The 23,874-nt window shown below is 44.4% G+C and carries 22 protein-coding genes; 7 read left to right on the top strand and 15 right to left on the bottom strand.

Annotation, left to right across the window (positions count from 1 at the left end; translation table 11 throughout):
- Nucleotide 1 precedes the first annotated feature (1 nt).
- Nucleotides 2–1,258: an HlyD family efflux transporter periplasmic adaptor subunit gene (locus HF312_18540; GenBank protein MCU7522221.1), complete on the bottom strand. Its 1,257-nt coding sequence runs from the start codon at nt 1,256–1,258 to the stop codon at nt 2–4.
- Between the two features lie 172 nt (nt 1,259–1,430).
- On the opposite strand from HF312_18540, the gene HF312_18535 reads away from it, so the two are divergent.
- Both HF312_18535 and HF312_18530 read left to right on the top strand, forming a co-directional pair.
- Nucleotides 1,431–2,804: a sigma-54-dependent Fis family transcriptional regulator gene (locus HF312_18535; protein MCU7522220.1), complete on the top strand. Its 1,374-nt coding sequence runs from the start codon at nt 1,431–1,433 to the stop codon at nt 2,802–2,804.
- A 1-nt stretch (nt 2,805) separates the two neighbouring features.
- Nucleotides 2,806–4,158 (top strand): GHKL domain-containing protein, encoded by a 1,353-nt coding sequence (locus HF312_18530; GenBank protein ID MCU7522219.1) that lies wholly within the window; start codon nt 2,806–2,808, stop codon nt 4,156–4,158.
- Nucleotides 4,159–4,328: 170 nt separating this feature from the next.
- On the opposite strand, the gene HF312_18525 is transcribed toward HF312_18530, so the two are convergent.
- A complete protein-coding gene (locus tag HF312_18525) occupies nt 4,329–4,679 on the bottom strand; it encodes a DUF190 domain-containing protein (GenBank protein MCU7522218.1) in 351 nt (116 codons plus the stop codon).
- A 67-nt stretch (nt 4,680–4,746) separates the two neighbouring features.
- Nucleotides 4,747–5,121 (bottom strand): fluoride efflux transporter CrcB, encoded by a 375-nt coding sequence (gene crcB, locus HF312_18520; GenBank protein MCU7522217.1) that lies wholly within the window; start codon nt 5,119–5,121, stop codon nt 4,747–4,749.
- Nucleotides 5,122–5,310: 189 nt separating this feature from the next.
- Between crcB and HF312_18515 the strand changes: the two genes are divergently transcribed.
- On the top strand, nt 5,311–6,339 hold the full coding sequence (locus tag HF312_18515; GenBank protein MCU7522216.1) for a hypothetical protein: 1,029 nt from the start codon (nt 5,311–5,313) through the stop codon (nt 6,337–6,339).
- A 288-nt stretch (nt 6,340–6,627) separates the two neighbouring features.
- Nucleotides 6,628–7,314, top strand: a complete 687-nt coding sequence (locus HF312_18510) for a hypothetical protein (protein MCU7522215.1) — start codon at nt 6,628–6,630, stop codon at nt 7,312–7,314.
- A gap of 90 nt (nt 7,315–7,404) precedes the next feature.
- On the opposite strand, the gene HF312_18505 is transcribed toward HF312_18510, so the two are convergent.
- The 6 genes from HF312_18505 to HF312_18480 all read right to left on the bottom strand — a co-directional run bounded on the left by HF312_18505 (nt 7,405) and on the right by HF312_18480 (nt 14,773).
- Nucleotides 7,405–8,847: a PAS domain-containing protein gene (locus HF312_18505; protein ID MCU7522214.1), complete on the bottom strand. Its 1,443-nt coding sequence runs from the start codon at nt 8,845–8,847 to the stop codon at nt 7,405–7,407.
- Between the two features lie 77 nt (nt 8,848–8,924).
- Complete coding sequence (locus tag HF312_18500) at nt 8,925–9,785, bottom strand: metallophosphoesterase (protein ID MCU7522213.1); 861 nt, start codon at nt 9,783–9,785, stop codon at nt 8,925–8,927.
- Nucleotides 9,786–9,981: 196 nt separating this feature from the next.
- Complete coding sequence (locus HF312_18495) at nt 9,982–12,396, bottom strand: TonB-dependent receptor (GenBank protein MCU7522212.1); 2,415 nt, start codon at nt 12,394–12,396, stop codon at nt 9,982–9,984.
- Nucleotides 12,397–12,440: 44 nt separating this feature from the next.
- A complete protein-coding gene (locus HF312_18490; protein MCU7522211.1) occupies nt 12,441–12,752 on the bottom strand; it encodes a hypothetical protein in 312 nt (103 codons plus the stop codon).
- A 255-nt stretch (nt 12,753–13,007) separates the two neighbouring features.
- Nucleotides 13,008–14,345 (bottom strand): hypothetical protein, encoded by a 1,338-nt coding sequence (locus HF312_18485; protein MCU7522210.1) that lies wholly within the window; start codon nt 14,343–14,345, stop codon nt 13,008–13,010.
- Nucleotides 14,345–14,773, bottom strand: coding sequence for a hypothetical protein (locus tag HF312_18480; protein ID MCU7522209.1), 429 nt, complete (start codon nt 14,771–14,773; stop codon nt 14,345–14,347). The genes HF312_18485 and HF312_18480 overlap by 1 nt, the downstream gene beginning before the upstream one ends.
- A gap of 334 nt (nt 14,774–15,107) precedes the next feature.
- Here HF312_18480 and HF312_18475 point away from each other — a divergent pair, with 334 nt between their 5' ends.
- The gene (locus HF312_18475) at nt 15,108–15,809 is read left to right on the top strand and encodes a hypothetical protein (GenBank protein MCU7522208.1); all 702 of its coding nucleotides are present in this window, start codon (nt 15,108–15,110) and stop codon (nt 15,807–15,809) included.
- A 22-nt stretch (nt 15,810–15,831) separates the two neighbouring features.
- On the top strand, nt 15,832–16,029 hold the full coding sequence (locus HF312_18470; protein ID MCU7522207.1) for a hypothetical protein: 198 nt from the start codon (nt 15,832–15,834) through the stop codon (nt 16,027–16,029).
- A 44-nt stretch (nt 16,030–16,073) separates the two neighbouring features.
- On the opposite strand, the gene HF312_18465 is transcribed toward HF312_18470, so the two are convergent.
- Both HF312_18465 and HF312_18460 read right to left on the bottom strand, forming a co-directional pair.
- Complete coding sequence (locus tag HF312_18465; protein MCU7522206.1) at nt 16,074–18,950, bottom strand: PAS domain S-box protein; 2,877 nt, start codon at nt 18,948–18,950, stop codon at nt 16,074–16,076.
- Nucleotides 18,951–19,150: 200 nt separating this feature from the next.
- On the bottom strand, nt 19,151–19,579 hold the full coding sequence (locus tag HF312_18460; GenBank protein MCU7522205.1) for a response regulator: 429 nt from the start codon (nt 19,577–19,579) through the stop codon (nt 19,151–19,153).
- A gap of 308 nt (nt 19,580–19,887) precedes the next feature.
- Here HF312_18460 and HF312_18455 point away from each other — a divergent pair, with 308 nt between their 5' ends.
- Nucleotides 19,888–19,962 (top strand): hypothetical protein, encoded by a 75-nt coding sequence (locus tag HF312_18455; GenBank protein MCU7522204.1) that lies wholly within the window; start codon nt 19,888–19,890, stop codon nt 19,960–19,962.
- Nucleotides 19,963–20,024: 62 nt separating this feature from the next.
- Here the strand turns inward: HF312_18455 and HF312_18450 are convergent, their stop codons facing one another.
- From HF312_18450 to bglX, 4 genes are all read right to left on the bottom strand, one after another.
- Nucleotides 20,025–20,360, bottom strand: coding sequence for an RNA-binding protein (locus HF312_18450; protein MCU7522203.1), 336 nt, complete (start codon nt 20,358–20,360; stop codon nt 20,025–20,027).
- A 700-nt stretch (nt 20,361–21,060) separates the two neighbouring features.
- Nucleotides 21,061–21,276 (bottom strand): hypothetical protein, encoded by a 216-nt coding sequence (locus tag HF312_18445; protein ID MCU7522202.1) that lies wholly within the window; start codon nt 21,274–21,276, stop codon nt 21,061–21,063.
- 226 nt (nt 21,277–21,502) lie between these two features.
- Nucleotides 21,503–21,856, bottom strand: coding sequence for a hypothetical protein (locus HF312_18440; protein ID MCU7522201.1), 354 nt, complete (start codon nt 21,854–21,856; stop codon nt 21,503–21,505).
- Between the two features lie 131 nt (nt 21,857–21,987).
- A partial coding sequence (gene bglX, locus HF312_18435) for a beta-glucosidase BglX (GenBank protein MCU7522200.1) occupies nt 21,988–23,874 on the bottom strand: 1,887 nt, incomplete at its 5' end.

Genomic DNA, 23,874 nt, shown 5'->3' with positions numbered 1-23,874 from the left:
ATTAGTTTTTTATAATTAGTTTTTCCACGTCGCCGAAATTTTCATAAGATGAGGTAATTACCCTGTCGCCCGGTTTAAGTCCGTTTATGACCTCATAGTATTCGGGATTTTGTCTTCCGAGGCTGACATTTTTCCTGACGGCTGATTTTCCGCCACGGGAGAGTGCATAGACCCACTGGCCGCCTGATTTCTGATAGAATCCCCCGCGCGGCAGAAGGAGTGCCCTGGTTCTTTCACTCAGCTTGAGTTTAATCTGAAGCGTCTGTCCGCGCCTTAACCCCGGGGGAATGATTCCCGAAAAATCGAGGTGCACCTGGAATTTTCCGTCCTTTACCCCGGGGAACACCTTAATTACCGAAAGTTTATAGTTCTTTCCGTCAATTTCAGTGGAAGCCTCAAGTCCGGTAGTTACCCTTGCAATATAATATTCATCGATGTCAGCCGAAACCTTAAAGCCGTCCAGGGCGTCTATCTGTCCCAGCTGGTTGCCGGGGGATTTTGACTGGCCTATTTCAGCATCCAGGAACGTAAGCTGTCCGCCAATAGGTGCACGAAGCGTAAGCTTATCAATATTTTCCCTAATAAGTTCAAGGTTCATCTGAAGGCGGCGTATGGACTCATCTATCTGGGATATCTGAGTGCGTCTTAGGACCGAATCCTGCTGAAAGTTCTGGTAGGCAAGCTTCTGCTCGGCAAGGTCGCGCAGGTAGCTTTCCCTTACATTTTCAAACTCCTGCTCCGAGGTAAGTTTTTTATCCCACATTATTTTTTCACGTTTATATTTCTGACGTGAAATATTAAGATTAAAGTTTGCCGAAACAAGAGCCGCCTGGAGCTGAGTGCTGTTCTGCTCGATTCTAAGGCGGGTATTCCGGGCTTCATTTATCTGCTGGAAAGTGCCTGTTTCCTGCTGAAGCGTGCTAAGCTGGAGGTTTGAATTGGAAAGTTTAAGAATCTTGTCGCCCGGATGGAGATAAGCCCCTTCCTCAACAAATATTTTTTCCACAGAGCCTCCGAGAATTGCATCGAGGTAGAACGTGGTTCTTGGGAGTGTGGTGCCGGTAATGGGGATAAACTCCTCAAATTCATGTTCAGCGACGGTGGAAATTGTAATTTTATCCTTCTCAACGTTCAGTGTGGTTTCTGTATCGGACAGAATAAAAATAATAAAAGCCAGGAACAGAGCAATTCCTGAAGAGAAAGCCCAGAAGGTTTTCTTTTTATAATAAGGCTTTTTTTCGAGTTTTCTATCCATCATAAAAGTTAAATGTTTTTCATTTATGAGCCAATTACCGTGCCGGAATATTATTTGCAGGATATTAAGGTATAATTCAGGAAAAAGCTGATTTTTCAAGTTTTTGAGTTAATCATTTAGACATTAATGTACGTTTTTGTTAGATTGCTGTACGAAAACGGACACCAGGAAGACCATGGAAAAGAAAAACTCCAGAGTACTGATTGTTGACGACGACGAGGACGTACTCCTTGCCGCACGGATGCTCTTAAAGCCTTACGCCTCTTATATTAGTACAGAAAAGAACCCTGCGCTATTGCCAAACTATCTCAGAGACGACTCATACGACGTAATTTTCCTTGATATGAATTTCTCGAAGGATACCACCGGGGGGCAGGAAGGGTTTTACTGGCTTAAGGAAATCATGAAAGCAGAGCCTTCGGCAGTGGTGATACTCATTACCGCCTACGGGGATGTTGAAAAGGCTGTAAGGGCGATAAAAGAAGGGGCGACAGATTTTATTCTGAAGCCGTGGCAGAATGAAAAGTTTCTGGCTACTTATCTATCCGCTATGAAGCTCCGGCAGTCGAGGCTTGAGCTTGAGAAGCTAAAAGAGCAGCAGGTGCAGCTCAGGCGCGACTCAAACAAACCATTAAATGATCTTGTAGGTATCTCCCCTGCAATGGAAAAGGTATTTTCAGCAATACTTAAGGTTGCAAAGACTGAGGCTGACGTGCTGATACTCGGTGAAAATGGCACGGGAAAGGAGCTTGTAGCCCGGGCGATACACAACAATTCATTAAGGAGCCAGGAGGCATTTGTGAGTGTTGACCTGGGTTCCATTGCACCAACGCTTTTTGAAAGCGAACTCTTCGGACACGTAAAAGGAGCCTTTACAAATGCTTTTGAGGATAAGCCGGGGCGATTTGAAATTGCCTCGGGGGGTACACTGTTTCTGGATGAGATCGGGAACATTCCGCCCGAGCTTCAGGCAAAGCTTTTAACGGTGCTTCAAAGCCGCCAGGTGGCAAAGGTAGGCTCCGGGAAATACAAGCCCGTGGACATAAGGCTCATTTGTGCTACAAACATGCCGGTCTATGAAATGGCTGAGGAGAAGAAGTTCAGGCAGGATCTTTTATACCGCATAAACACGGTTGAGATTCACGTTCCCCCACTAAGGGAAAGGAAGGAGGATATTCCCCTTCTTTCCGAGTATTTCCTTTCAATCTATGGCAGGAAGTATCACAAGCCAGAGCTGTGTTTTGACAAAACGGTCTTCAGGATGTTTGACAACTACATCTGGCCCGGAAACGTACGGGAGCTTCAGCATGCAGTTGAAAGAGCCGCAATTATGTGCGAATCGGAAATAATTGTCCCATCGGACTTCTTTTTTAATTCAAAGGAGACGCAGTCAGATGAGGCGGCTGAAAGCGCAACGCTGGATGAAATGGAGAAGATGACAATTAAGAAGATACTTATAAAGCACAACGGGAATATATCTCTTGCGGCAAAGGAGCTTGGACTGACCAGGACATCTCTTTACAGAAGAATTGACAAGTACGGGTTGTAAGATGAAAAAGCATAAATATTCAGCTTTCATAAAGGACTTCAGGATTAATCTGACTTTAAGGATTGTTTTACTTACACTTACGCTTTTCATTTTTGCCGAAGCTCTTCCTGTAAGCGTTCCAGTTACTCTGGGGGCTGTACTGGGTGTTATTTATCAGGTGCTTTCGATTTTCCGGTATATGGATCAGACAAACGTAAGATTAAGCCGTTTTCTCATGTCGGTTAAGTACGCCGACTTTACGAGTTCAATTCCTCAAAGCGGCATGAAGGGAAGCTTCAGGGATCTTGAAGAAGCCTTTAATGAAGTGCTTGGAGAATTCAGAAAGATAAGAAATGAAAAGGAAGAACATGCCAGATTCCTTCAGACGATAATTCAGCACATAGGTCTTGGGCTCATATCATACCAGAAGGACGGAAAAGTAGAGCTGATAAATAGCGCAGCCAAGAAGCTGCTCAGGGTAAACAGTCTTATCAACATAAACTCGCTTCAAAATGGCAGCCATGCCGTACTGGAAAAGCTGCAGACAATAAGGACGGGTGAAAAGGTACTGGTGAAATTTGCTGATAACAATGAGCTCATCCAGCTTCTTCTGCACGCCACTGAGTTCAAAAGGCAGGACAGGATGTACAAGCTCGTTTCCATACAGAACATACAAAGAGAGCTTGAAGAGCAGGAAATGGAAGCCTGGCAGAAGCTGATAAGCGTGCTTACGCATGAAATCATGAATTCAATCACACCGATCTCCTCCCTATCTCAAACCATAGAGGGTCTTTTGACTAGTGAAGCGCAGGACGAGGAAATAGTGGAAGACATTAAAACCGGTGTGCATACAATTCACAAAAGGAGCGAAGGGCTGATTGAATTTGTTAATAATTACAGGAAGCTGACAAGAATTCCGATGCCTGATTATTCTATTACGCGAATTGACAGGCTGTTTCTTCAGATTGAAAAGCTCCTGGAAGCAATGCTTGCCGCGGGCAATGTTATGTTCAAGTCATCCGTAGAGCCAGAAAGCCTGGAGCTGACGATAGATGAGAAGCTGATTGAGCAGGTTTTACTGAACTTAATAATAAATTCAATTGAAGCCGTAAAGGAAGCAAAGGATCCTGAAATTGAGCTCAGGGCTGTTATGGGAGAAAGCGGGCAGATACTGGTTCATGTAAAAGATAACGGGAGCGGGATTTTAGAAGACGTGCAGGACAAGATATTCATTCCGTTCTTTACGACTAAGGAAAGCGGCTCGGGCATTGGGTTAAGTTTAGCGCGGCAGATAATGCGTCAGCACAACGGGACGATAAGGGTATATTCATCGCCGGATGAGTGCACGGTCTTTACGCTGGTGTTTAATTCGTGATGGTAAATCATTTCAGCAGGATCTGGGGCTAAAGCCCAAATATTCTTTTTACCGTTCCCACGACCTGAAGGTCGTGGCTAGTCAGTCGTGGCTAGTCAGGTCGTGGCTAGTCAGTCGTGGCTAGTCAGTCGTGGCTAGTCAGTCGTGGCTAGTCATATTAAAACAAATAATTATTCTTTGCCGTGGGTGTATTTGATGATGTTGACTTTTTCTTCGGTCATGAGGGCGCCGCAGCGGGCGTCTTCAATCATCCTGCAGGCTGTCTGGATAAATTCATCAATTTTTTCGGGTGTATCCACAAATTCGAGCACGAGCGGAAGGTCTTCTGAAAGCCTGAGAATTTTAGCCGTATGTATGCGGCTTGCGGCGCCGAAGCCCGCAATTCCGCGCAGGACTGTGCAGCCAGAAAGTCCCGCTTCGCGTGCTTTCATCATCAATGCCTCATAGAGCATTACGCTGCCTGCCTTATCGGATTCTCCGCAGAAAATCCTTAGCAGTTTTGCTTCGCCGGAAAGCTTCATGTCGCTGCGCTCCCAAAAAAGTTCGACGTTCGACGTTCAACGTTCAACGTTCGACGTTCGACGGTAATTATAAAAGTTTGCCGATTGCAGCGCCAGCGAAAGTGGATGTAAGGCACGCAACGGTTGTTACTAAAACGTTTCCAAGTCCGTAAAGAATATTCCCCTCTTCAAGAAGCGCAATGGTTTCATAGCTGAAGGTGGAATATGTTGTCAGGCCTCCTAAGAAACCTATTGTAAGTAATAATCTTAGAGCCGGAGTAATAATAAATCTTTCTTCAAAGAATGTCATAAGAAAACCTATCAGAAGGCATCCTAAAACGTTAACAACGAGCGTCCCGTACGGAAAATTTGCGCCTGTAAGGCGGTATATGAAACCTGAGAGCCAGTAGCGGGTAACAGCGCCTATTCCGCCGCCCAGGAAAACAATTAAAGCGTATTTCAAAAGAAAACTCCATTAAACCAGTTATGTTTAAAATAAGAACTGGAGAGGAAAAGGTAAAGGGGAAGGGCTAAAGGTCCGACGTCCGACGGGAAGAAAGTTCAACGTTCGACGGGAAAAACGTTCGACGTTCAACGTTCGACGTTCGACGGGAAAAACGTTCGACGGGAAGAAGGGTTTGAGGGGGAGGATTTGGAAATTATTTGGAAATGTTACATTTTTAAGCTGCTTATTAATGGAGGTTTTACGAAGAGATTTATAGTTTCCTGTACTCTTTTTGCACTGCTATTTCTATACGCCGGGTGCGGGACGGTTGAGGATAAGGTTTTTCTTCAAAGAGCAGAGGTAAGCGGACCTGTATATCAGCCTCCGATTGTCATGACCGGAGCAAGACCTGATTCAACAGTGACACTTTCGGCAAAGTTTTTTGGCGGCAGTAAAAACCGCATCCATGCTAAAATGAGCACTACAAGTGAAGTATCCCCGTCTGATTTTTTTCAGAATGACGATAAGCCATTTGAGGACTGGAACTGGGATGAGGGGCCGGGCAGCAAAAGCCTTCATAATCTGAGATGGAACCTGCCCGATTTCTATGCCGGCGTGGATGCCGACCTGCCATTAGGCAAAAGCATATCTTTGCTTCTGGGGTTTTCGTATTCAACTGCCGCTTCCACAAATCTTTATGGCGGGAGCATTGGATTAACTGCCTTCAGCTTTAAGGATGGTATTGGAGCCCGTTTGGACTTTGGAGCGAGCCTGCAGCAGTACAGTTATGACGCTTATTCTCTTCTTGTAAGGCGCACGATTCCAAATAATGAGGTGGAGAGTCAGACTACTTATCTCCTGCATGACGTTGATGTGAACAGCAATATAAATTTTTATCTCAATCTGACTGTCAATTCAGAATACAAAACGTTTCCCTTAAATTTTTTCCTGAGTCTCGGTTATTTCAACCAGCAGCTTCTGGATTTTGAGCCTTCAGAGCCTTACAATAAAGCTGATGATTTGTCTGTAGATCTCTTTACACATCATATAACCACAGATGCGCGCGGTGAGGCTTCAAACAGTTACCTGAGTCTGGCGCCGGGGATTTATATTAAGCTGACGGGTATACACAGGGTGGTTCTTGGTGCCGGCATATTGCGTACGGTAAGCGGATTGCAGAACAGCACATCGAAATGGCTTGTGGTGCCGATGATGAAATTTGATTTTATGTTGTAAATATTATCCCCCGGAGAATCGGGGGCTAAAGCCCAAATTTTTTTGCCCGTTTTCCACAAGCTAAAGCTCGTGGCTATTCAGCGCCTACCTCTTTCCTAAGTAGTCTAAATTACTACAAAACAAATAGTATAAGTCCTTCATAAAATTCAGATTATATCCTATATTTTTCCTACATCGTATATGTTATGTTATAAATGCGATTCAAACAGTTGATGTCAAGTGACAAGAAAGAAAACCAATGTTTTATAACATAATAAATTTTTTAATTATTAAACGAGGGATGTCTAAATGAACGATGTAGAAAAGAAAAAACTGGGCATGTACGAATCTGTCCTGACTCTTCTGGCAGAAAACAAGGATATCACATCAACGGTAAGATCCTTTAATTCAACTATTACTAAGCTCCGCAAGGCCATGGATGAGATCAGGCGTACTGAAAAGGCTCTGTCTTCCGAGATTCTGGACAAGACGATTCTAAATGCCAGGGCAAAGGATAACCTGATTACCGCTCTTGTGCCGGTTATATCATCACTGTTCAATTACGCCAGACAGACCAACAATCTTGAACTCAGAGAAAAAACACGTTTTACACAAAGTCACCTGGTACGCATGCTGGACAGTGAACTGATCAAAAAAGCTGAAGGCACATATCTGCTGGCCGAGAAATACATGGCAATGGCTAGAATACCGGGTCTTAATAACCGAACCCTTGCTGATCTTTCTGCTCAGACAGATGCATTCAGAAACACGCTTGCCAAAAAGATCTCGAGCCTTATAGACAGCAGCACGGTTATGTTTATGAACGATCTGTTCAATAATGCCGATAGTATTATGACACAGATGGATAAGTTCGTTGAGCAGCTTACAGAGGAATATGAAGAGTTTTATGACGAGTACATTTATGCCCGCGACCTTGAAAATCAGGATCAGGTTAAGGCAATGATGGAACTTGAAGAAGAAGATGAGGAAGAATAAGTTTTCACGGTATAGTCCAAAATAACATACGATCCTCCATAGAGGCGGACCAAAGGGCAGGTCCGCCTTTATGTCTGAGGTCTTTTAGGTTCAGTAAGGTTCAAACTCCTCAATTTTTTTGGGGATAGAAAAATAAAAAGTAGCCCCCTCGTTGGGTTTTGATTCAACCCAGATCCTGCCCTGATGTCGTTCAACGATTTTTTTGCAGATAGAAAGGCCGATACCTGTGCCGGGGTATTTTTCCCTACCGTGCAGGCGCTGAAATATTACAAATATCTTATCGCTGAAGGAAGGGTCCATTCCGATACCGTTATCTTTGACATTAAACAGCCAGTCGTCTTTCCTGTTATCGGCGCATATATGGATTTCGGGAATATTTTCGCCCCGGAATTTGATTGAGTTACTGAGGAGGTTCTGGAAAAGCTGCATAATCTGGACCCCGTCGCCGGTAATAACAGGCAGTGTGTCGTGGGTTATTACGGCACCCGATTCCTCGATGCTCACCTGCAGGTTTTTAATTGCGCCTTCGAGGGCCTCTTGGCAGTCGATTGCAGAAAAAGGCCGGTCGTTGTTAGTCAGCCTGGCATATTCCAGCAGGTCATTAATAAGCATGCGCATGCGGGAGGCGCCTTCAAAGATAAAATCGATATATTGAGATCCCTTCACGTCCAGTCTTTCCCTGAAATCGCGCACGAGGAGCTGTGTAAAGCTGTAGACCATTCTTACCGGTTCCTGCAGGTCGTGTGAAGCGATATAGGCGAACTGCTCAAGGTCCCTGTTCGAACGCTTGAGGTCCTCAAGGATTCTAACGAGTTTATCCTCATTTAATTTCAGCTGTTCCTCGGCCATGATGCGCTCATGAATATCAGTTGAGCTTCCAAACCATTTTGTTACATTTCCCCTGTAGTCTTTATAAGCCATACCGATATTGAGGTGCCAGCGGTATTCACCATCCCATCTGTGGAGGCGGTAGGCTGCTTCAAAGACACTTCCCTGTTTAAGGGCTTTCACCCAGGCGTCTTCTGCCAACTGACGGTCGGCAGGATGCACGATCAGGGCCCATTTTCTGCCGAAGCATTCCTCTTCCGGAAGTCCTGTATAGTCCTTAAAGCGCTGATTAACGTAGTCGGTATTTCCCCCGGGGCCGGTTGACCAAACCATCTGCGGCAGCGAATCGGCCATCTGCCGGAATCGTTCCCTGCCCTTTGTAACTTCAATAAATGCGTTTCTTTTCTGGAGCTGAAAGTAGGCGACAACCCAAGTTATTAGGATATATGAGGTTCTGTTAAACAGTGCATTTGCGACTGTTATGCCTGCAGGGGCAAGAAAAATGGCTGTATAGGTCAGAATCATATTGATTACAGTAGCCGAATAGATATATAATCTTGGCATTGAGGGCTGGGCAAGTACAAAAAGCGGGATTATATAAAAGACCCATACGGTCCAGCCAAGTGCAGTGTTTATATCGACAAAAAACACAATAGAAAAAAGAATGATGCTGAAAGTGACGGAAGACTTTTTGCCAAAATTCATTTATTCAGTCCGTTTGTGTAAAAGAAAAGATAATTTGCAATTACCAAAAAGGCAAGCATAAAAAGCGGAATGGGATTTCAGACCTCAGAATCGCATGTATCGATCTCATGCCACTTGCCCCAGCGGCTGCCTCCGCCATTGAGTACTTTAATTTTATTATTATTACCCACGTAGTACTCGTCGTTGAAATGGTAGTGTCCGTGCAGGACGATATTGACGTGGTGCTTTTCAAAGAGCTCAATATAACGGTCAACCTTTCGTGTAGCCATAAAGCGTGCAAAGATTTTGCTGGACATTTTAACCACCTGCTCGTAGCTGTAGAGGTAGTTATGCATTGCGGCAATTTTGCATTTGCCTTTAAGGGGGTGTTCAGAAAGCAGGAGGTCGAGCGCGCGGTAGTCCTGCATATCGCACACTCCGTTAGAGCATGCGGGGTTGCGGGCAATGCCGGGGAGCTGGTTTGAATCCAGTCCTATAACTGCCGTTTTTTCATCCAGGATTTTAATGAATGGAAAGCCGCAAAGGCTGCCTTTGGAAGTAATCACCCCTTCAAAAGAAGGCAGGAAATAAGACTTAAAATGGTTCAGGTCTTTCCTATACTTTTTAAGCCGGTAGTTTACCATAAGTCCCAGGTATTTTCTTATGCCCGCGAACTTCCTATATAGGCTTTCAGGTGTTTTGAAGTGAGCGAAGAACTGCATATAGAGGTCGTGGTTACCCGGAACGACAGTAAGCTTAGAGGCGTCGTAGAAGCCGTAATGCCTGAGGATTTCAGCGATTCCCTTATACTCCTTTTCCCTGCCTGTATTTGTAATGTCGCCGGTAATAATCAGGTGCGAAGGATGATGGGAGGCAATATCGCGGATTTTCCTTTCGACGGATTTATTATGCTGTTCTGAAATTCCGTAATGGAGGTCAGAAATATGTACAATTTTCATGTTTCAAATTTTCCGGTAAATAGCTGGTATAAGTAAAAAGTAAGAAGGAAAAGTGAAAGGTTCAAGGTTCAAGGTCCGACGTTCAACGTCCGACGTCCGACGGAAAGAAAGGTCTGTAGTCTGAAAAAAAAAGGGGCAGGTATGTTGGGCCTGCCCCGGGGTGGTTAGATTGATTTATGCTGCGAAAAGGTTCTTATTATTTGGAGCTACCGCCGCCTCCGTCGCGGCCGTCGTCAAGGTTGCGGTCGCGGCGGTCCTTATAGTCATTAAACATGTACGTTATTCCGAGGGAAACGCTCCTGCTGGTTTTGGACAGATATGACCAGCGGGAATAATACCCCTCACCAAAGGATTCGCCCCTGCTTTTCTGCCATTGGAACGGATCTGAGAATGAAACATTCAGTCTCAGTTTTCTATCCATGAAGGTTTTGCTTAGATAGATGTAGAAATATTTGTCCTCGCCTGAATAAGCTATACGGGTTTTTGTTTTAGGTTTGTAATACATGTAGCAATTAAAATCGACGTCATACCACAACTTGAGCCCAAGGTTTGCATTCAAATTGTATGAATTCTCGGTCATGGATAGATCTTCCTTTATATACTGTCCGATCTGCTTTTTGGAGAGAAAGTGGAACTGAAGGTTCAGCATGGTAATAAAATCGGGCAGATGAAAAGGCATCATCGGGCTGTTATAATAAGGCAGAGTAAGGTCAACTCCGAATGTTTTGCCGCTGTTGAGGTTAATATAGCTAGAAATCATGACGCTGTCGTTTTCTGTTGCGATGGCATTTGTATAGTATCCGGTGGAATGGACATAGAACACATTAATATACTGTGAAAGGTTAACTGCATAAGAATTAACGTAATAAGGGTGGAGCTTCGGGTTTCCTGCAAAGTAAGAATTAGGTCCCGTATACTGCCTGAATGGATTTATGTAATAAATCTGGGGGTAAGTTACCCTTCTGAAAGTATTAAAGCCCAGATTAAACAAGTCGTTGAATTTGTACAATACGTTGAAATTGGGGAAAAAGTTCAGGAAATTTTCCGAGAAGTTGGTATTCATTGTAATCTGGTGTCCCTCGGTATTAAGGTTTTCAGCTCTCAGGCCGCCTTTTAAGTCGAATTTGCCGATCTTATAAGAAAGCGATGTATAGAGTGCATTAATACGTTCCTTATACCTGAACGTGTTGCTGAGTCCAAGGCTGTCTCTCCAGCCGTTAAAAATGTAAGAAAAGTTGAGCACGTCGTAGTCGTTTTCCCTGTTTCTGTATGTAAAGCCATAGCCGGCTTCCAGCCTGCCGGAGGTAAAAGGAAGAGTGTAGTCACTCTTAAATATCATTGTTTTAGCATTAACACCGGTATTACTGTTCTGCATCTCAGGCATTCCGGGCTTGTTGCTGTAGTCCAGCTTCATTTTGTTTTCCGAGGGGTTATCAATTGATGTGTACAAGAGATCAAAAGTAATTTCATGCCCCTTAGTTTCGAATTTCTTTTTATAGAAGCCGTAGATGGACAAGTAGTTGTAGTCCCCATTATTAGAGCCTTCCCTATTGTATCCGTACTGGTACTGGCCTAAATAGTTTCTGACTCCATTATCCGAAAAGTTTTTTGAAGAATTGCCGCTTAAATTATAGGTGCCGTAAAGGGTCATTGTGTTTTTTTCATTAAAGTCGTAATCAAATCCCAGTTTTGCGTAGCCGAATCCGCCTGTGCCATTACTATTTCCTGTTGTTGTCTGGTTATAGAGGGATTTACTGGCGTATCTGATACTTTGGGATTCACTACTGCCGCGATACTCATAATAGCTGCCGAAGCCCTGAGCGAAAATGTTAAGGTTATCTTTTTTATAATTAAGGTTGAGTCCCCCGCCGGTACCTTTGTCTGTTCCGGTACGAAGGCTTACAGATCCGCTATAGTTATCGAATGTATTTTTCTTTGAAACAAGGTTAAGGATGTATGTCCCGCCCTCAGCACTTTCCTTTGCGCCGGGAGCCAGAATTACCTCGGCCTGCTCGATCATTGAAGCCGGAAGCTGCGCCAGCATATCATCAGGCATGGGGTATTCGTGTCCATCCATCTGGATCTTCACATTCTGGCCGTGAACAGTAATCTTGTTTGACTGCGGGTCAACTTCCACGATGCCGGAATTCTTAAGTGCGTCTGTAACTGTGCCGGAGCTTCCGGGCAGGCGGTCTATATTCAGGACCTGGCGGTCGGCCTGGAATTCAATCATAGGCTTTAACGATTTAATTACGACCTCGGGCATAACGATAGCCGAAGACTTAAGTTTTACGAGGCCAAGGCGGGAAGACTGCTCTAAGTCTACCGAATCTATTACAACTGTCTGGTAGCCCAGCATGGACAGCCTTACGCGGACATTATTTTGAGGAATATTCTCGACCGTAAAATTACCTTTTTCATCTGAAGTTGAGCCGGCAATGGTCTTGCTGCCGTTTCTTGAAAGGACGGAGACAGTTGCCGACAAGAGGCCTTTGCCAGAGGATTCATCCGTTACAGTTCCGGTAAGTTTGAAGCTCCCGGGAGCTTTCTGGGCCAGTAGTAAAGTGCTAAATGTGAACAAAACTAAAGAGATCAGGACAGTAAATTTCATTTTGTGCTCCGAAGTTTTCTGTAACGGTAAATTGAATTAGAAAATTAAGGCAGATCGGAAAACGAGGGTTCCTTATCGGTCCAGAACATGAAAGTCCATTGTTCGGTCAGGAATACATATTTAACCATATGGTCTTTTGTGTATTCATTAATTCCCCTAATCTGATCCACGGATCTTTTTGATTCCCCATCTATTTGGAAGCGGCTAATGTTGCTGAATGTAATTGTTCTATCCGGCCTCTTCAGGGACCGGGGATTTTTTACCAGTTTCAGTGTTAACTGTTTCTCTTTGCTGTTAAAGTCCATACTGTGAATGAAAGCAGTATTGCCGCGGGATATTTTTTCTTCAAGTTTCATTTTAATCACTGCTAATTTATGGATATTATTAATTTTTTCCAGAAACCGGCATCCCGGGCTGAAATATGACTGAAACCGGGATAATTTTCCATTTCCATACATATATATATGGTGACGAGGAGTGTTTTCGGAAAATTTTCTCAAAAAAAATTATTTTTTTCAGGTGCAAAGTAATTTTTGGGGATATTGGCGTCAAGGGACAAATGAATAATGTTCCCCAATCGGGCCATTACTGTATTTTTCCTTTCGTAAGGGTCAGAACAGGTGAGGCACATTACGTTTATTAATTACGCGGACAAAATCTGCATAAACGGCGGCATCGAGGCGGTTAGTGCTGCGTCCAAGTCTTCTTTTTGCTTCCTCCTTGCTTTCTACTGCAATTACTTTTTCGTTGGATATCTGGTATCTGAGGGATATTGCCTCCTCTTCAAAGAGGTCGTCATCGATGGCAATTTTAACCTCGCCTGTTCTGAGCCGTTCCCTGAAATGCCAAAGCATTTGTGACCTTAGATTCCTGTAGCTGAAAGGGTCTCCTTTTATTTCGAGGGGTTTTGAGCCGGAGACAATTTCAGTCAATCTTATTCCCTGCGACCTGAGGATATCGTATACCCCGGCACCGAGGCCAACTGTGTCGATGCCGACGTTTTCGGGGTTAATTCTGCAGGATTTAATTTTATTCATCAGGAGCGCAGCCACTTCAGCGATATCTTTCTTTTCAAACTCTTCAATGCTAACGAGCCTGCCGTTTTCAATTGCGGCGAATTCGGTCTTATCGTCGCCGAAGCGTGCAACGTCGACGCCAAGGAAGATAGAATCAGGGAAAGGCAGTTCGAGAGAGGGTTTAACGCGGGCTTTTTCGATATGTTTATAGGGGATCAGCTGATCGGAATCGTCGCCTGCATCAAAATCGCCTTCGAGGTACATGCGGCGCAGTTTTTCCGGGAGGTTCTGGAGGAAGAGGACATACTGGGGGTTATGTTCGAGGAGAATTTTGTTATCGTAGACGCTGGAAGGGATAAACATGCTTGAAAGCTTAAGTGGTTTTCCGTCGACAATTCCTTCTGTATAATATTTAACATTAGGGAGTTTGTCTTTAATCCATCTTTTTCTAACCCAAATTCTTCCAACTCCGCCGGGGTTAGCCGTTGCCCTGATCCTGACCGGTATGTCGTCAGTTTTTCTGCCGCATGCCGAGATGACGAGGAACATCTCTTCGGTAAACTCCTCCACCTGGTCGAATCCGATATAGTGGTACTGGTGCCCCTGGTAATTAAGTTCGTCACCCGGGTTCTGGCAGTGTCCGAACCTGATGGTACCGCCACCGGGGAATGTCCAGGTCTTCCCCTGTTTATTATATTGGGCCGAAAGCTGCCTGAAGCACATGGAGCGGCCGATGAGTTCTTTTAAGCGGGGGTAAGTTCTTCTAAGTATAAGTGCTTTATAGCCATTATGGTTAACGTAGCGGAGGGCGCCGAAAAGGAGGGCTTCAGATTTACCGCCTCCTTTAGCGCCACCGAACAGTATTTCATCTGCCGATGATTCCAGCATGCGGTACTGTGTAGTCTGGGGTTTCCAGAGAATTTCGGGGTCCATTATTGAGGCACTCCCTTATCCTCCGAGTCTTCCTCTTCTTCGGGCAGGATCACAATAAAGCCGGGAACTTCAGGGTTTTCATCTATACTGCCTGTAATATAGCGGAAGAGGCCGATGGAGAATTTTTCGCTGCAGGCCTCAACCGCCTTCTTTTCCCAGAAGACTTTCTGATTAAAGGCGGCAAGAGTTCTGGCCTTTTTGAATTCAGGGCACTTTTCTGTCCATTCCTCCAGGAGTTCAGGCAGGACATTTATCCCGGCAGCAAATGACCGGAAGCTGTAGCCAAGGCTGCAATGTTCAACGAGCATCGTGCAGTATTCCGGTTTGAAGCCGGGGACTTCCTCAAGGAGCAGTTTTTTCTTTTCCTGTTTCAGTTTCCTGATCTGGCGGGTTTCCTGAGCTCTCTGTTTTTTGGCTTTTTTCCTCATTGCAGCAGCCCCTCCGGTTATTAAACATATTTGACGCATCATAGCATGATAGACGTAGTGAAGCCTGCGGCAGGCAGTAATTATAATATGCATCAATATAAAACAAAGTTAAACTTCCAAAATTAAGCTTTTTCGTGATATCAGGCCTGTATGTTGTGATATTTTTCACGTATTACGCATGGTACTTCACAAAATGTCTTGACTATAAGGGAAAAAATACGTACAAATAAGGCGAAGGAAGGTTCAAGGTCCGACGTCCAAGGTCCGACGTCCGACGGGAGGAATCAGGATACGGGAAGAATCAGGATAGAGAATATTTAGAAAGGGTAAGTGAATGGAAAGGGATTTTAATCTGGGCTATCCGGAGCAGGATACAACATCGGGCAGTAGAGGTACAGGTCAGAAAAACAAAGAAATAACTGAGCTGCATCAAAGGCTGCCTGAGCTTGGGATCCTGAGGTCGATCTGCATTACATTAGATTCGCACAGAGAGATTACAGGCGCGCACCCCGATATATCTAACGCCAGCAGGAAGCTCAACGACTATACTGCAAGGATAACACAGAAGTATATTGAAGCAAAGAACAAGCTGATACGGCACCTGGTTAAAGTTGCCGGCGCTCTTAAAAATTATGGTGTAATGGCCGAGAATTCCGAACTGGTAAGTACGGCTTCAGTCAGAGAGCAATCGTTAAAGGAGATGACTGACGAGGAACTATTCAGATACGTTTTACTGATTAAGGAGTATTCGGGCGTTTATGCCGATACACTTTCTTTTTTGGGCATTGAACCGTACAGTCTTGTAGATTTTCATGAGACGATAGATCATTTTTCTTATGCCACGGGATTAAGCGGTACGGGAGTATATGAGAATACGGACTGGAAGAAAGAGATCGACCGGAATTACGACGAGGCATTCAGTCTGATTCATAACACGCTTGATCAACTGGCAGAGCATATCAGAGAAAAACATCCCGGTTTCTACAGCGATTACCTGCGTTCAAAGGTATTTCCAGCTGCGGGGGATGCGGGATAAAGAAAAAATATGGGGGTTAGTTATGCAGGACCATTTGATCATCTTATCTTTTGTATTGCTTGTCCTGCTCGTTACTGCAATGTCGTATGCAGGACTGATGATGTTTAAGTCGAATCTCATCTTGCACAATCATCATCTTTTGTTAAGGCACAGGCATCATCATTATCAGAAAAACAACAGGGATTTCAGAAAGACCTATACCGGTAACGGTTCAGAATAAATTCTGCCGTGAGGGGGCTTATTCCTGTTAAGACATTTCAGGTGCTAATTACTGAATTCCGAAATTCTGCTTTTCAAAGGCAGATCTACGGGGGGGATTTCTTTGTCCTCTTTGGGGATTGTAAAGAAGAAGGAAGCCCCCTGTCCTGCTCTTGATTCGACCCAAATTCTGCCTGAATGTCTTTCGACTATTTTTTTACACAGAGCCAGGCCAATGCCGTTGCCGGGGTATTCACTTCTCTGGTGCAGGCGCTGGAAGATAACAAATATTCGCTCGTGGTATTCGGAGCTTATGCCGATGCCGTTATCCCTGACAGAGAAGATCCATTCGCGTTCTTTTTCCTCGCAAGTTATGTGTATCTGAGGTTTTTTGCCGCCGCTGAATTTAATTGCGTTCTCAATTAAGTTAAAGAAAAGCTGTCTTATCTGATCCTGGTAGCATTTGACAGACGGGAGGTGCGCAAATTTAACAGCGGCTCCTGAGGAGTTTACAAGGTATTTCATATCATCAAGCACCGATCTGAGCACAATATTCAGATCGGAAGACCTTGGCGGGAGGGATTTTTTGGATACTTCGGAATAGCCCAGCAGGTCCAAAAGGAGCTGGTGCATTCTTCTTGCGCCTTCGACGGCATAACCAATATACTCGTCGGCCTTATTATCGAGCTGGTTCTGGTATCTCTTTGAAAGGAGCTGCGTATAGGTAGCAACCATTCTAAGCGGCTCCTGGAGGTCGTGCGAGGCAACATAGGCAAACTGTTCAAGCTCGCGGTTTGAGTTATTGAGTTCGATAAGTGTATTCTTGAGGTTTTCCTCTATTATCTTGCGTTCTTCGATTTCATGGATTTTTTCCTGGTAAAGTCTTGCATTTTCAATAGCAAGAGCCGCCTTATCGGCAATGTTCTGCACAAATTCCAAGTCATCGTTGGTATAAGGTTTTCCGGGGTTAGTCCTGATAAGTACAACAGCCCCGATTGTACGTCCGTAGGAGCGCAAAGGAACATCAATAAGGCTATAGAATTTGAAGCGCTGATAAACTTCGATGTATTCATTCTTGAATGTTGATGTTACAGTATCCCATGTAACTTCAGGGCATAAGACTGCCCTGCCCTCAGCAATTACCTTACCGGAAACTCCCTCGCCAACTTTTTGTTTGTTTTCAACAAAGCATTTCCTTATAAAGTCCTCAGCCTGTTTATCGGGATGCCATAAAGTAACGGGATGTATATGCTTATCCTCTTCAGAAATGAGCTGGAGCATACATGCATCGCCGATCAGGCGCGCGATTTTTTCCACAGTGACCTCGAGGACAGCCTCATAGTCGAGGCTCATACGGACCAGGGCCTCAGAGATATCGGACATAATTTCGGCCTGTTCTTTTTTCCTGTTCGTCAGCTCCTCAACTTCACGTCTTGTAGTTATATCGATTGTAAGGCCGAGCACCTCAACCACTTCGCGTTTCCTGTTTAGAAGAGGCACATAGGTTATGATCTGTGCAACCATTTTACCGCCGAAGAGCATCTGGCATTCAACGGTCTGTATCTGTTTGGATTCAATGGTGCGTTTGAGTGCGGGGAGGAAAGTATCAGTAACTTCCTTCGGGAAGAGGTCTTCATCTTTGCGGCCGATAAAGTCGTGATATTTATAGCCCGAGGCTCTAATGCCTGTAAAATTCATAAAGCGGTAGCGGCGTTCCGGGTCATAGATGCCGAAAACGAACGGGAAATGGTCCACCGCCAGGCGGAAGCGCTGGTCTTTTTCCCTTATAGCTTCTTCGGCTCTTTTTCTTTCAGTTATATCGCGGTTTACGGCGGCAAAGCCGATCATTTTTCCTTTCTTATCCCTGAGTGCACGTACAACAGAATCGATTTCAATAAAAGATCCGTCTCTTCTGAGCTGTGTCACTTCTGTTTCAACAAATCCGGTTGCTTCGAGTTTACGTTTCAGCAGGGATCCCTGAGAATATGACAGGTCCATTGTAATCAGGTCCGAGAGTTTCCGGCCCAGGGCCTCCTGCTGTGACCAGCCATAGAGTTTTTCAGCGGCTTTATTCCATGATTTAACTATATAGTTTTCATCCATTGCAAGGATGGCGTCGTTGACGTTTTCGAGGAGCATTGCGTTATATTCGAGCTGTTCTTCTATGCGTTTGCGTTCAGTAATATCGAGGTTAATGCCTACCCATTTTGTAACGCTGCCCTCGGAGTCCAGCAGTCCCTTTCCGCGTGCAAGGATGGTATGGACAGCGCCGTTTTTGCCGGTTACCTTAACTTCCTGGTCCCACATAGCCCCGGTTTTAACGCTTTTAATCCAGGTTTCGAGTATGTGATGGGATTCTTCTTTCGGGATAGCTTTCATCCATCCCCTGCCCTTTGCCTCATCCATTGTAAGGCCCAGGAGGTCGAGCATCTGCTGGCTGAAGTAGTTGACATTGCCCTCTGAGTCAGCCGCCCAGACGCCGTACGGGATAGTTTCGCCTATAGCGCGGTAAAATTCTTTGGATTCGGCGGCTTCCCTCAAAGCGTATTTAAGGCGGTGGCGTTCACGGTCAAGGTCCTCTGCCTGTTCGCTTAAAATTTTCGCCTGCTGGAAGAGCTGTGCTGTAGAGAGGTTAAGTTTTTCAACTGACTTTCTGTATTTGAGGTAAAGGAAGATTGTTATCCAGAGTAAAGAGATTCCAAGAATCCTGTTAATGAGGGCCTGAGAATAATCGCCGTGCATTTGCTGTAAAATCAGTCCGGCTCCGATTAAAACTGTAGAAACAACGCCAAGTGAAACAGTAAACTTGTCAGATAATTTCCTGAAAGCATAAATAAGGGGGATATAGTAGAGCAGCCACTCAATGAGGCCCGCATTGGTATACAGGTCGAGTGCGAAAGTCATTGCATAAAACAACCCAACTATTACAAGGCGTACAATCATACTCAATAAAGTGGTTTAATTTACTGTTTCAAATAACATTAATTACCAACTGAGCGGTACCGGAATAATCAGCTTTGTTTCAGATTTTGTATAATATACACAAGAGAAATTAAATAGCAATAGTGTGGGGGAAATAATTTTTGGAAGGTCCAACGTCCGACGTCCGACGTCCGACGGAAAGAAATATAATATACTTTTGGTTATTGTTTGCGGGGGAGGCCGGAGAGGTATTTTTTTATAAATTCCACTGAACTGATATAATCCTCGAGGGCGATAGGTTTTACCAGGTAGTATTTTATGTTATACTTCTGGTTGGTAAAAATATTCTCGTCGATATCTGCGCTGGAAAATATTATTATGGGGATGCTTCCGAGTACGGGGTCGTCTTTAATTTCCTCAAGAATTTCCTTGCCAGATTTTTTGGGAAGGTTAAGATCCAGAATAACAAGTTCGGGTACTGCAGCATCCTCATAGTTTTCCTTGCGGAACAGATAGTTCAGGGCCTCCTCGCCATTCATAATTACGTTAAGGTTAATTTGCGGAGAATCTTCGAGCAGGATTTCCTTAATCAGCGTAACATCACCGGGATTATCTTCCACGAGCAGGATTTCAATTTTAAGTTTATTCATCTATAAATATTATACGAAATTAAATAATGCAGTAACTTATAGGATTTATTCTCTTCTGGTAAGAGGAATATAAGTTTAGCAAAAAGTATAAATAAATGCAACCGCCTGAAGCCGGGTTCGACGTTTCGGACGTATTAAACTGTTTCACAATTTGGAAAATGAAAATGTTCCATTTTGTCCAGAAAGAGCCCTGAATTTTGAATCCGCCGGAGACTCGATATTTTAACAGATGGAATTAATAATACATTGAACAGCGGAAGGAATGTTTTTTATGTTAAAAGGGACAGTATACAGATGATGTATTAAGCATACTTCAGCAGATACCGGATAAAAGCTATAATTCACCGGCAGAAGTAATGAAAGAAGTAGGTCATGTTGAATAGCTGACGGAATAATTTTGAAGAGATGGTATCTAAAAGGATGCCATCTCTTCAGGAGCAAAATCTTAGTAGCGTCTGTTTCCGAAGCCGCCGCCGCCGGAATTTCTTCTATTTCCGCCGCCGCCGCCTCTTTGTCCGCCGCCGCCGCGTCTGTCATCGGTTCTTGGGCGGGCCTCATTAACGGCAATTTTTTTGCCCTTCAGATCTGTAGTATTAAGTTCGTTCATTGCCTTCTGTGCGCTTGCAGTATCAGACATTTCAACGAACCCGAATCCCTTGGATTCACCTGAAAACATATCCCTTATAATTTTAACACTTTTTACGTGACCGTAAGCACCGAATGCCTGTTCGAGATCGCGGTCAGTTACATCTTTTGAAAGATTTCCTACAAAGATATTCATCCTCATCACTCCTGAAATTAGGTTGGAAAAAATAAATTAAACGAAACGGGGGCGAAAATATTTTGCTGATTTGAGAGAAATATTTGTCTTCCCGGCACTGGCGGAAAATCAGATAAAATGAGGCAAGATAAAGAGAAGAGCATTGAATGCTAATAATCTAATTATCGGGAGCTCAATTGATAATGCCAGTGAAAGGCTGAAAAGTCAGTCTTTATTTCAATATATTAAAATAAATATGAACTTCAAATCCTTTAGCAGTTAATTAAATAATATGTCTTAAAAACAAATTCTAAAGACTTGCCGGATGATAATGATAAGTCAAGCGGGTTCAGATTTGTGCTTATGGTGCACAAAACAGAGATTATTGTATTTGGACATGCCGCAAAAAAATGGCGGCAGTAATTATTTATAAAGCCTTTACAATATACAGTAATCTATGGTGCAAACAAAGGAAAAAAGAAGGTCCGACGTCCGACGTCCAAGGTCCGACGGGAAGAAAGGTTCGACGTTCAACGTTCGACGTTCGACGGGAAGAAAGGTCCGACGTCCGAGGTCCGACGTCCGACGGAAGGAAAAGTTCGAAGTCGACGGAAGGAAGGAAGAGGGGGCGGGTAAAGCAATCCCCCGCTCTATTTGGAGAGGCGGGGGATGCAAGTTAGCGGATGAGGGGGAGTATCCGCGCGTTTACTGAATTAAGGAATTATATGACGGAAAATGCTTTAAGAGCAATTATTATCATTGTAAGTCCCATTACAACAAACAGGAATACGAGTTCCCATGGGAGTTTTCTTTTTTCTGCGGCCGCAGGAGCAGCAGAAGTCTGGTTATTATCCTGTTTAGTGGTCTGCCTGGCAGGTGCGGCATTATCTTTTTTAATTTCAGCCGGTTTTTCGGCTGCAAGCTTTTCTGCTTTCATTATCAGTTACTCCTGAATTTAAGTTTAACGTATAAGGAAAGTGCCGGGCCATTTGAATTTATTAAAATGCCCGAATAGTTAAAGCATGCCGTGTGCAGGGCAATAATTCAGCAAAGAGCAATGCCATGCATGCGGCTGCAAAAAACGCACTTTTCCCGCTTTAACGGTCAATTATGCATGACTTTTTCATTGTGGATGAATTCTTCATGCTGTAAACGGGTAAAATTCAGGATAAAGGAGGGGCGCGGCCTTTGAGCAGAATGTGTTCTGCCGAGTTGTGAAAGAATTTATAGCTGTCGCAGTTAAGTGTTATATACTCACTTATCTCTTCAGGAAAAAACGAAGCTATTATGTGTGCTGATACGCTGGAATACTTAACATTATTCTGAGCGATGTGTGAAGGAACGGCCCAGCGGATTTTGGGTGTAGAATCCCCCGCATGTTTGTTCAGAACTGCCCGTGCCTTATCGCCTAACGGTATGTACATCGTATAGACGTTGTTTACGGCATTAACCTGCTGAATCGTAACATAAATGAGTGCGATGAGCAGGCTGAGTATGTTTTTGCGGGGAGAATACATTATAAAAATAATGATTAATCTATATTTCTAACATACATAATTTCGGGGAAAAGATAAAGGAAGTCCGAAGTCCGAGGTCCAAATGGCAGAAAAAGGGCAGGAATAGTTCCTGCCCTTCTGGAGAATTTCAGTTAAAGGAGGTCGAAGGAATCTTTTAACCTGATGTCGGTTGAAGAAGATCCTATCATTACATCAAACTTTCCGGGCTGAGTGATCCATTCAAGATTATTGTTAAAGAAAGAGAGCTTTTCTTTGTCGATTGGAAAGCTCACTGTTTTTGATTCACCAGGCTTAAGCATTATTTTCCTGAAATCTTTTAGCTCTTTAACAGGGCGTACGGGACTTGAAACCAGGTCCCTCAGGTAAAGCTGAACGACCTCTTCGCCTGCATATTTGCCTGTATTGCTAATTGTACAGGAGACCTCAAGAGATCCGTCATTATTCATCTTATTCGAGCTTAATTTCATGTTATCATATTTGAATGTTGTATAGCTTAAGCCGTATCCGAACGGGAATTTGGGGCTTTTAACCATATCAATATAGCCCGAGCGGTATATGGCTGGTGAATCATCCTCGGGAGCAGGCCTTCCGGTATTCAGATAATTGTAATAAACAGGTATCTGTCCTTCGGATCTCGGGAATGTCATTGGCAGTTTTCCTGATGGGTTATAATTGCCGTAAAGGACGTCGGCAATAGCGTTACCGGCCTGGCTGCCCGGCCACCAGGTGTAAAGAATTGCCGGCACATTCTCTGCAGTCCAGTTAAATACAAGCGGGCGCCCGGCCATGATTAAGACAACGACGGGCTTTCCAGAGGCCTGAACGGCTTTAATCAGGTCTTCCTGAACGCCTGGAATATGAATATTTGAGCGGCTTTTGGCTTCCCCGCTCATATCATATCTTTCGCCCACAACCATTATAACGAGGTCAACTTTCTTTGCAAGTTCCACAGCCTCCTTAAAACCTGCCTTTGAAGTATCTTCAATTCCGCAGCCTTCAGCATAGAACAGTTTTGTATTTCCTGCCTGATTCTTTAGTCCCTCGAACGGGGAAATGAGCCTGTCCTCTTTTCCCCAGTTAATTGACCAAAATCCCTGCATATCCTTTTCAGATTTTGCAAGGGGGCCGATAACTGCAATTGATTTCAGGTCCTTTGAAAGAGGCAGTAATTGGTTTTCGTTTTTAAGGAGGACCATGCTCTTGCGGGCTACATCTCTTGAGGCCTCAATAAACTCGGGGCGGTTGAGAGTATTTTTCTCGCGTTCTTCATTAGAGTACCTGAAAGGATCGTCAAAAAGCCCCATTTCAAATTTCTTTCTTAGTATTCTTCTTACCGCAGCATCAATGAGTTCTACTTTCACTTTGCCGTCCTTAACAAGCTGAGCCAGGTTAGCAATATAGCTCCGGCTTTCCATATCCATGTCGTTTCCGGCAGTAATTGCCGCCAGTGAGGCCTCATAGCTATCCTTTACAAAGCCGTGGTTAATCATTTCGCCAATTGAGCCCCAGTCACTTACAACAAATCCCTGGAAATTCCACATGCCTTTTAAGACATCCCTCTCAAGGTAGCTGTTAGCAGTAGCAGGAATGCCGTTAAGGTCATTAAATGAATTCATAAAAGTAGCGGCTCCGGCATCCAGAGCGGCCTTAAAAGGGGGAAGGTAGACTTCGTGCAGTGTGCGCAGGCTCATATCCACGCTGTTATAGTCCCGGCCGCCTATTGCAGCGCCGTAGGCTGCAAAATGCTTTGCGCAGGCCATAACGGCATCGAGGTTTCCAAGGCCGTTTCCCTGGAAAGCCTTCACGCGTGTCTTAGCAATCAGAGAGCCTAAGAAGGGGTCTTCGCCTGCTCCTTCCATAACTCTTCCCCATCTCGGGTCGCGGGCTATATCGACCATAGGGGCAAATGTCCAGTGAATTCCGGAAGCTGCAGCCTCAGTCGCAGCTATGCGTGCGCTTTTATAGATTGCATCCATGTCCCAGCTTGCGGCCTCGGCAAGAGGGATCGGGAAAGTAAC

This window comes from Ignavibacteria bacterium, assembly GCA_025612375.1.
Classification (GTDB): Bacteria; Bacteroidota; Ignavibacteria; order Ignavibacteriales; family SURF-24; genus JAAXKN01.
Note: the sequence above shows the minus strand (reverse complement) of the source record. Positions and strands in the feature narration are given on the sequence as shown.

Bases quoted from the DNA above. Each gene is read 5' to 3' on its own strand.
- HF312_18540 (MCU7522221.1), bottom strand. From the start codon at position 1,258: ATGATGGATAGAAAACTCGAAAAAAAGCCTTATTATAAAAAGAAAACC.
- HF312_18535 (MCU7522220.1), top strand. From the start codon at position 1,431: ATGGAAAAGAAAAACTCCAGAGTACTGATTGTTGACGACGACGAGGAC.
- HF312_18530 (MCU7522219.1), top strand. From the start codon at position 2,806: ATGAAAAAGCATAAATATTCAGCTTTCATAAAGGACTTCAGGATTAAT.
- HF312_18525 (MCU7522218.1), bottom strand. From the start codon at position 4,679: ATGAAGCTTTCCGGCGAAGCAAAACTGCTAAGGATTTTCTGCGGAGAA.
- HF312_18510 (MCU7522215.1), top strand. From the start codon at position 6,628: ATGAACGATGTAGAAAAGAAAAAACTGGGCATGTACGAATCTGTCCTG.
- HF312_18505 (MCU7522214.1), bottom strand. From the start codon at position 8,847: ATGAATTTTGGCAAAAAGTCTTCCGTCACTTTCAGCATCATTCTTTTT.
- HF312_18500 (MCU7522213.1), bottom strand. From the start codon at position 9,785: ATGAAAATTGTACATATTTCTGACCTCCATTACGGAATTTCAGAACAG.
- HF312_18495 (MCU7522212.1), bottom strand. From the start codon at position 12,396: ATGAAATTTACTGTCCTGATCTCTTTAGTTTTGTTCACATTTAGCACT.
- HF312_18490 (MCU7522211.1), bottom strand. From the start codon at position 12,752: ATGAAACTTGAAGAAAAAATATCCCGCGGCAATACTGCTTTCATTCAC.
- HF312_18485 (MCU7522210.1), bottom strand. From the start codon at position 14,345: ATGGACCCCGAAATTCTCTGGAAACCCCAGACTACACAGTACCGCATG.
- HF312_18480 (MCU7522209.1), bottom strand. From the start codon at position 14,773: ATGAGGAAAAAAGCCAAAAAACAGAGAGCTCAGGAAACCCGCCAGATC.
- HF312_18475 (MCU7522208.1), top strand. From the start codon at position 15,108: ATGGAAAGGGATTTTAATCTGGGCTATCCGGAGCAGGATACAACATCG.
- HF312_18470 (MCU7522207.1), top strand. From the start codon at position 15,832: ATGCAGGACCATTTGATCATCTTATCTTTTGTATTGCTTGTCCTGCTC.
- HF312_18465 (MCU7522206.1), bottom strand. From the start codon at position 18,950: ATGATTGTACGCCTTGTAATAGTTGGGTTGTTTTATGCAATGACTTTC.
- HF312_18460 (MCU7522205.1), bottom strand. From the start codon at position 19,579: ATGAATAAACTTAAAATTGAAATCCTGCTCGTGGAAGATAATCCCGGT.
- HF312_18450 (MCU7522203.1), bottom strand. From the start codon at position 20,360: ATGAATATCTTTGTAGGAAATCTTTCAAAAGATGTAACTGACCGCGAT.
- HF312_18445 (MCU7522202.1), bottom strand. From the start codon at position 21,276: ATGAAAGCAGAAAAGCTTGCAGCCGAAAAACCGGCTGAAATTAAAAAA.
- HF312_18440 (MCU7522201.1), bottom strand. From the start codon at position 21,856: ATGTATTCTCCCCGCAAAAACATACTCAGCCTGCTCATCGCACTCATT.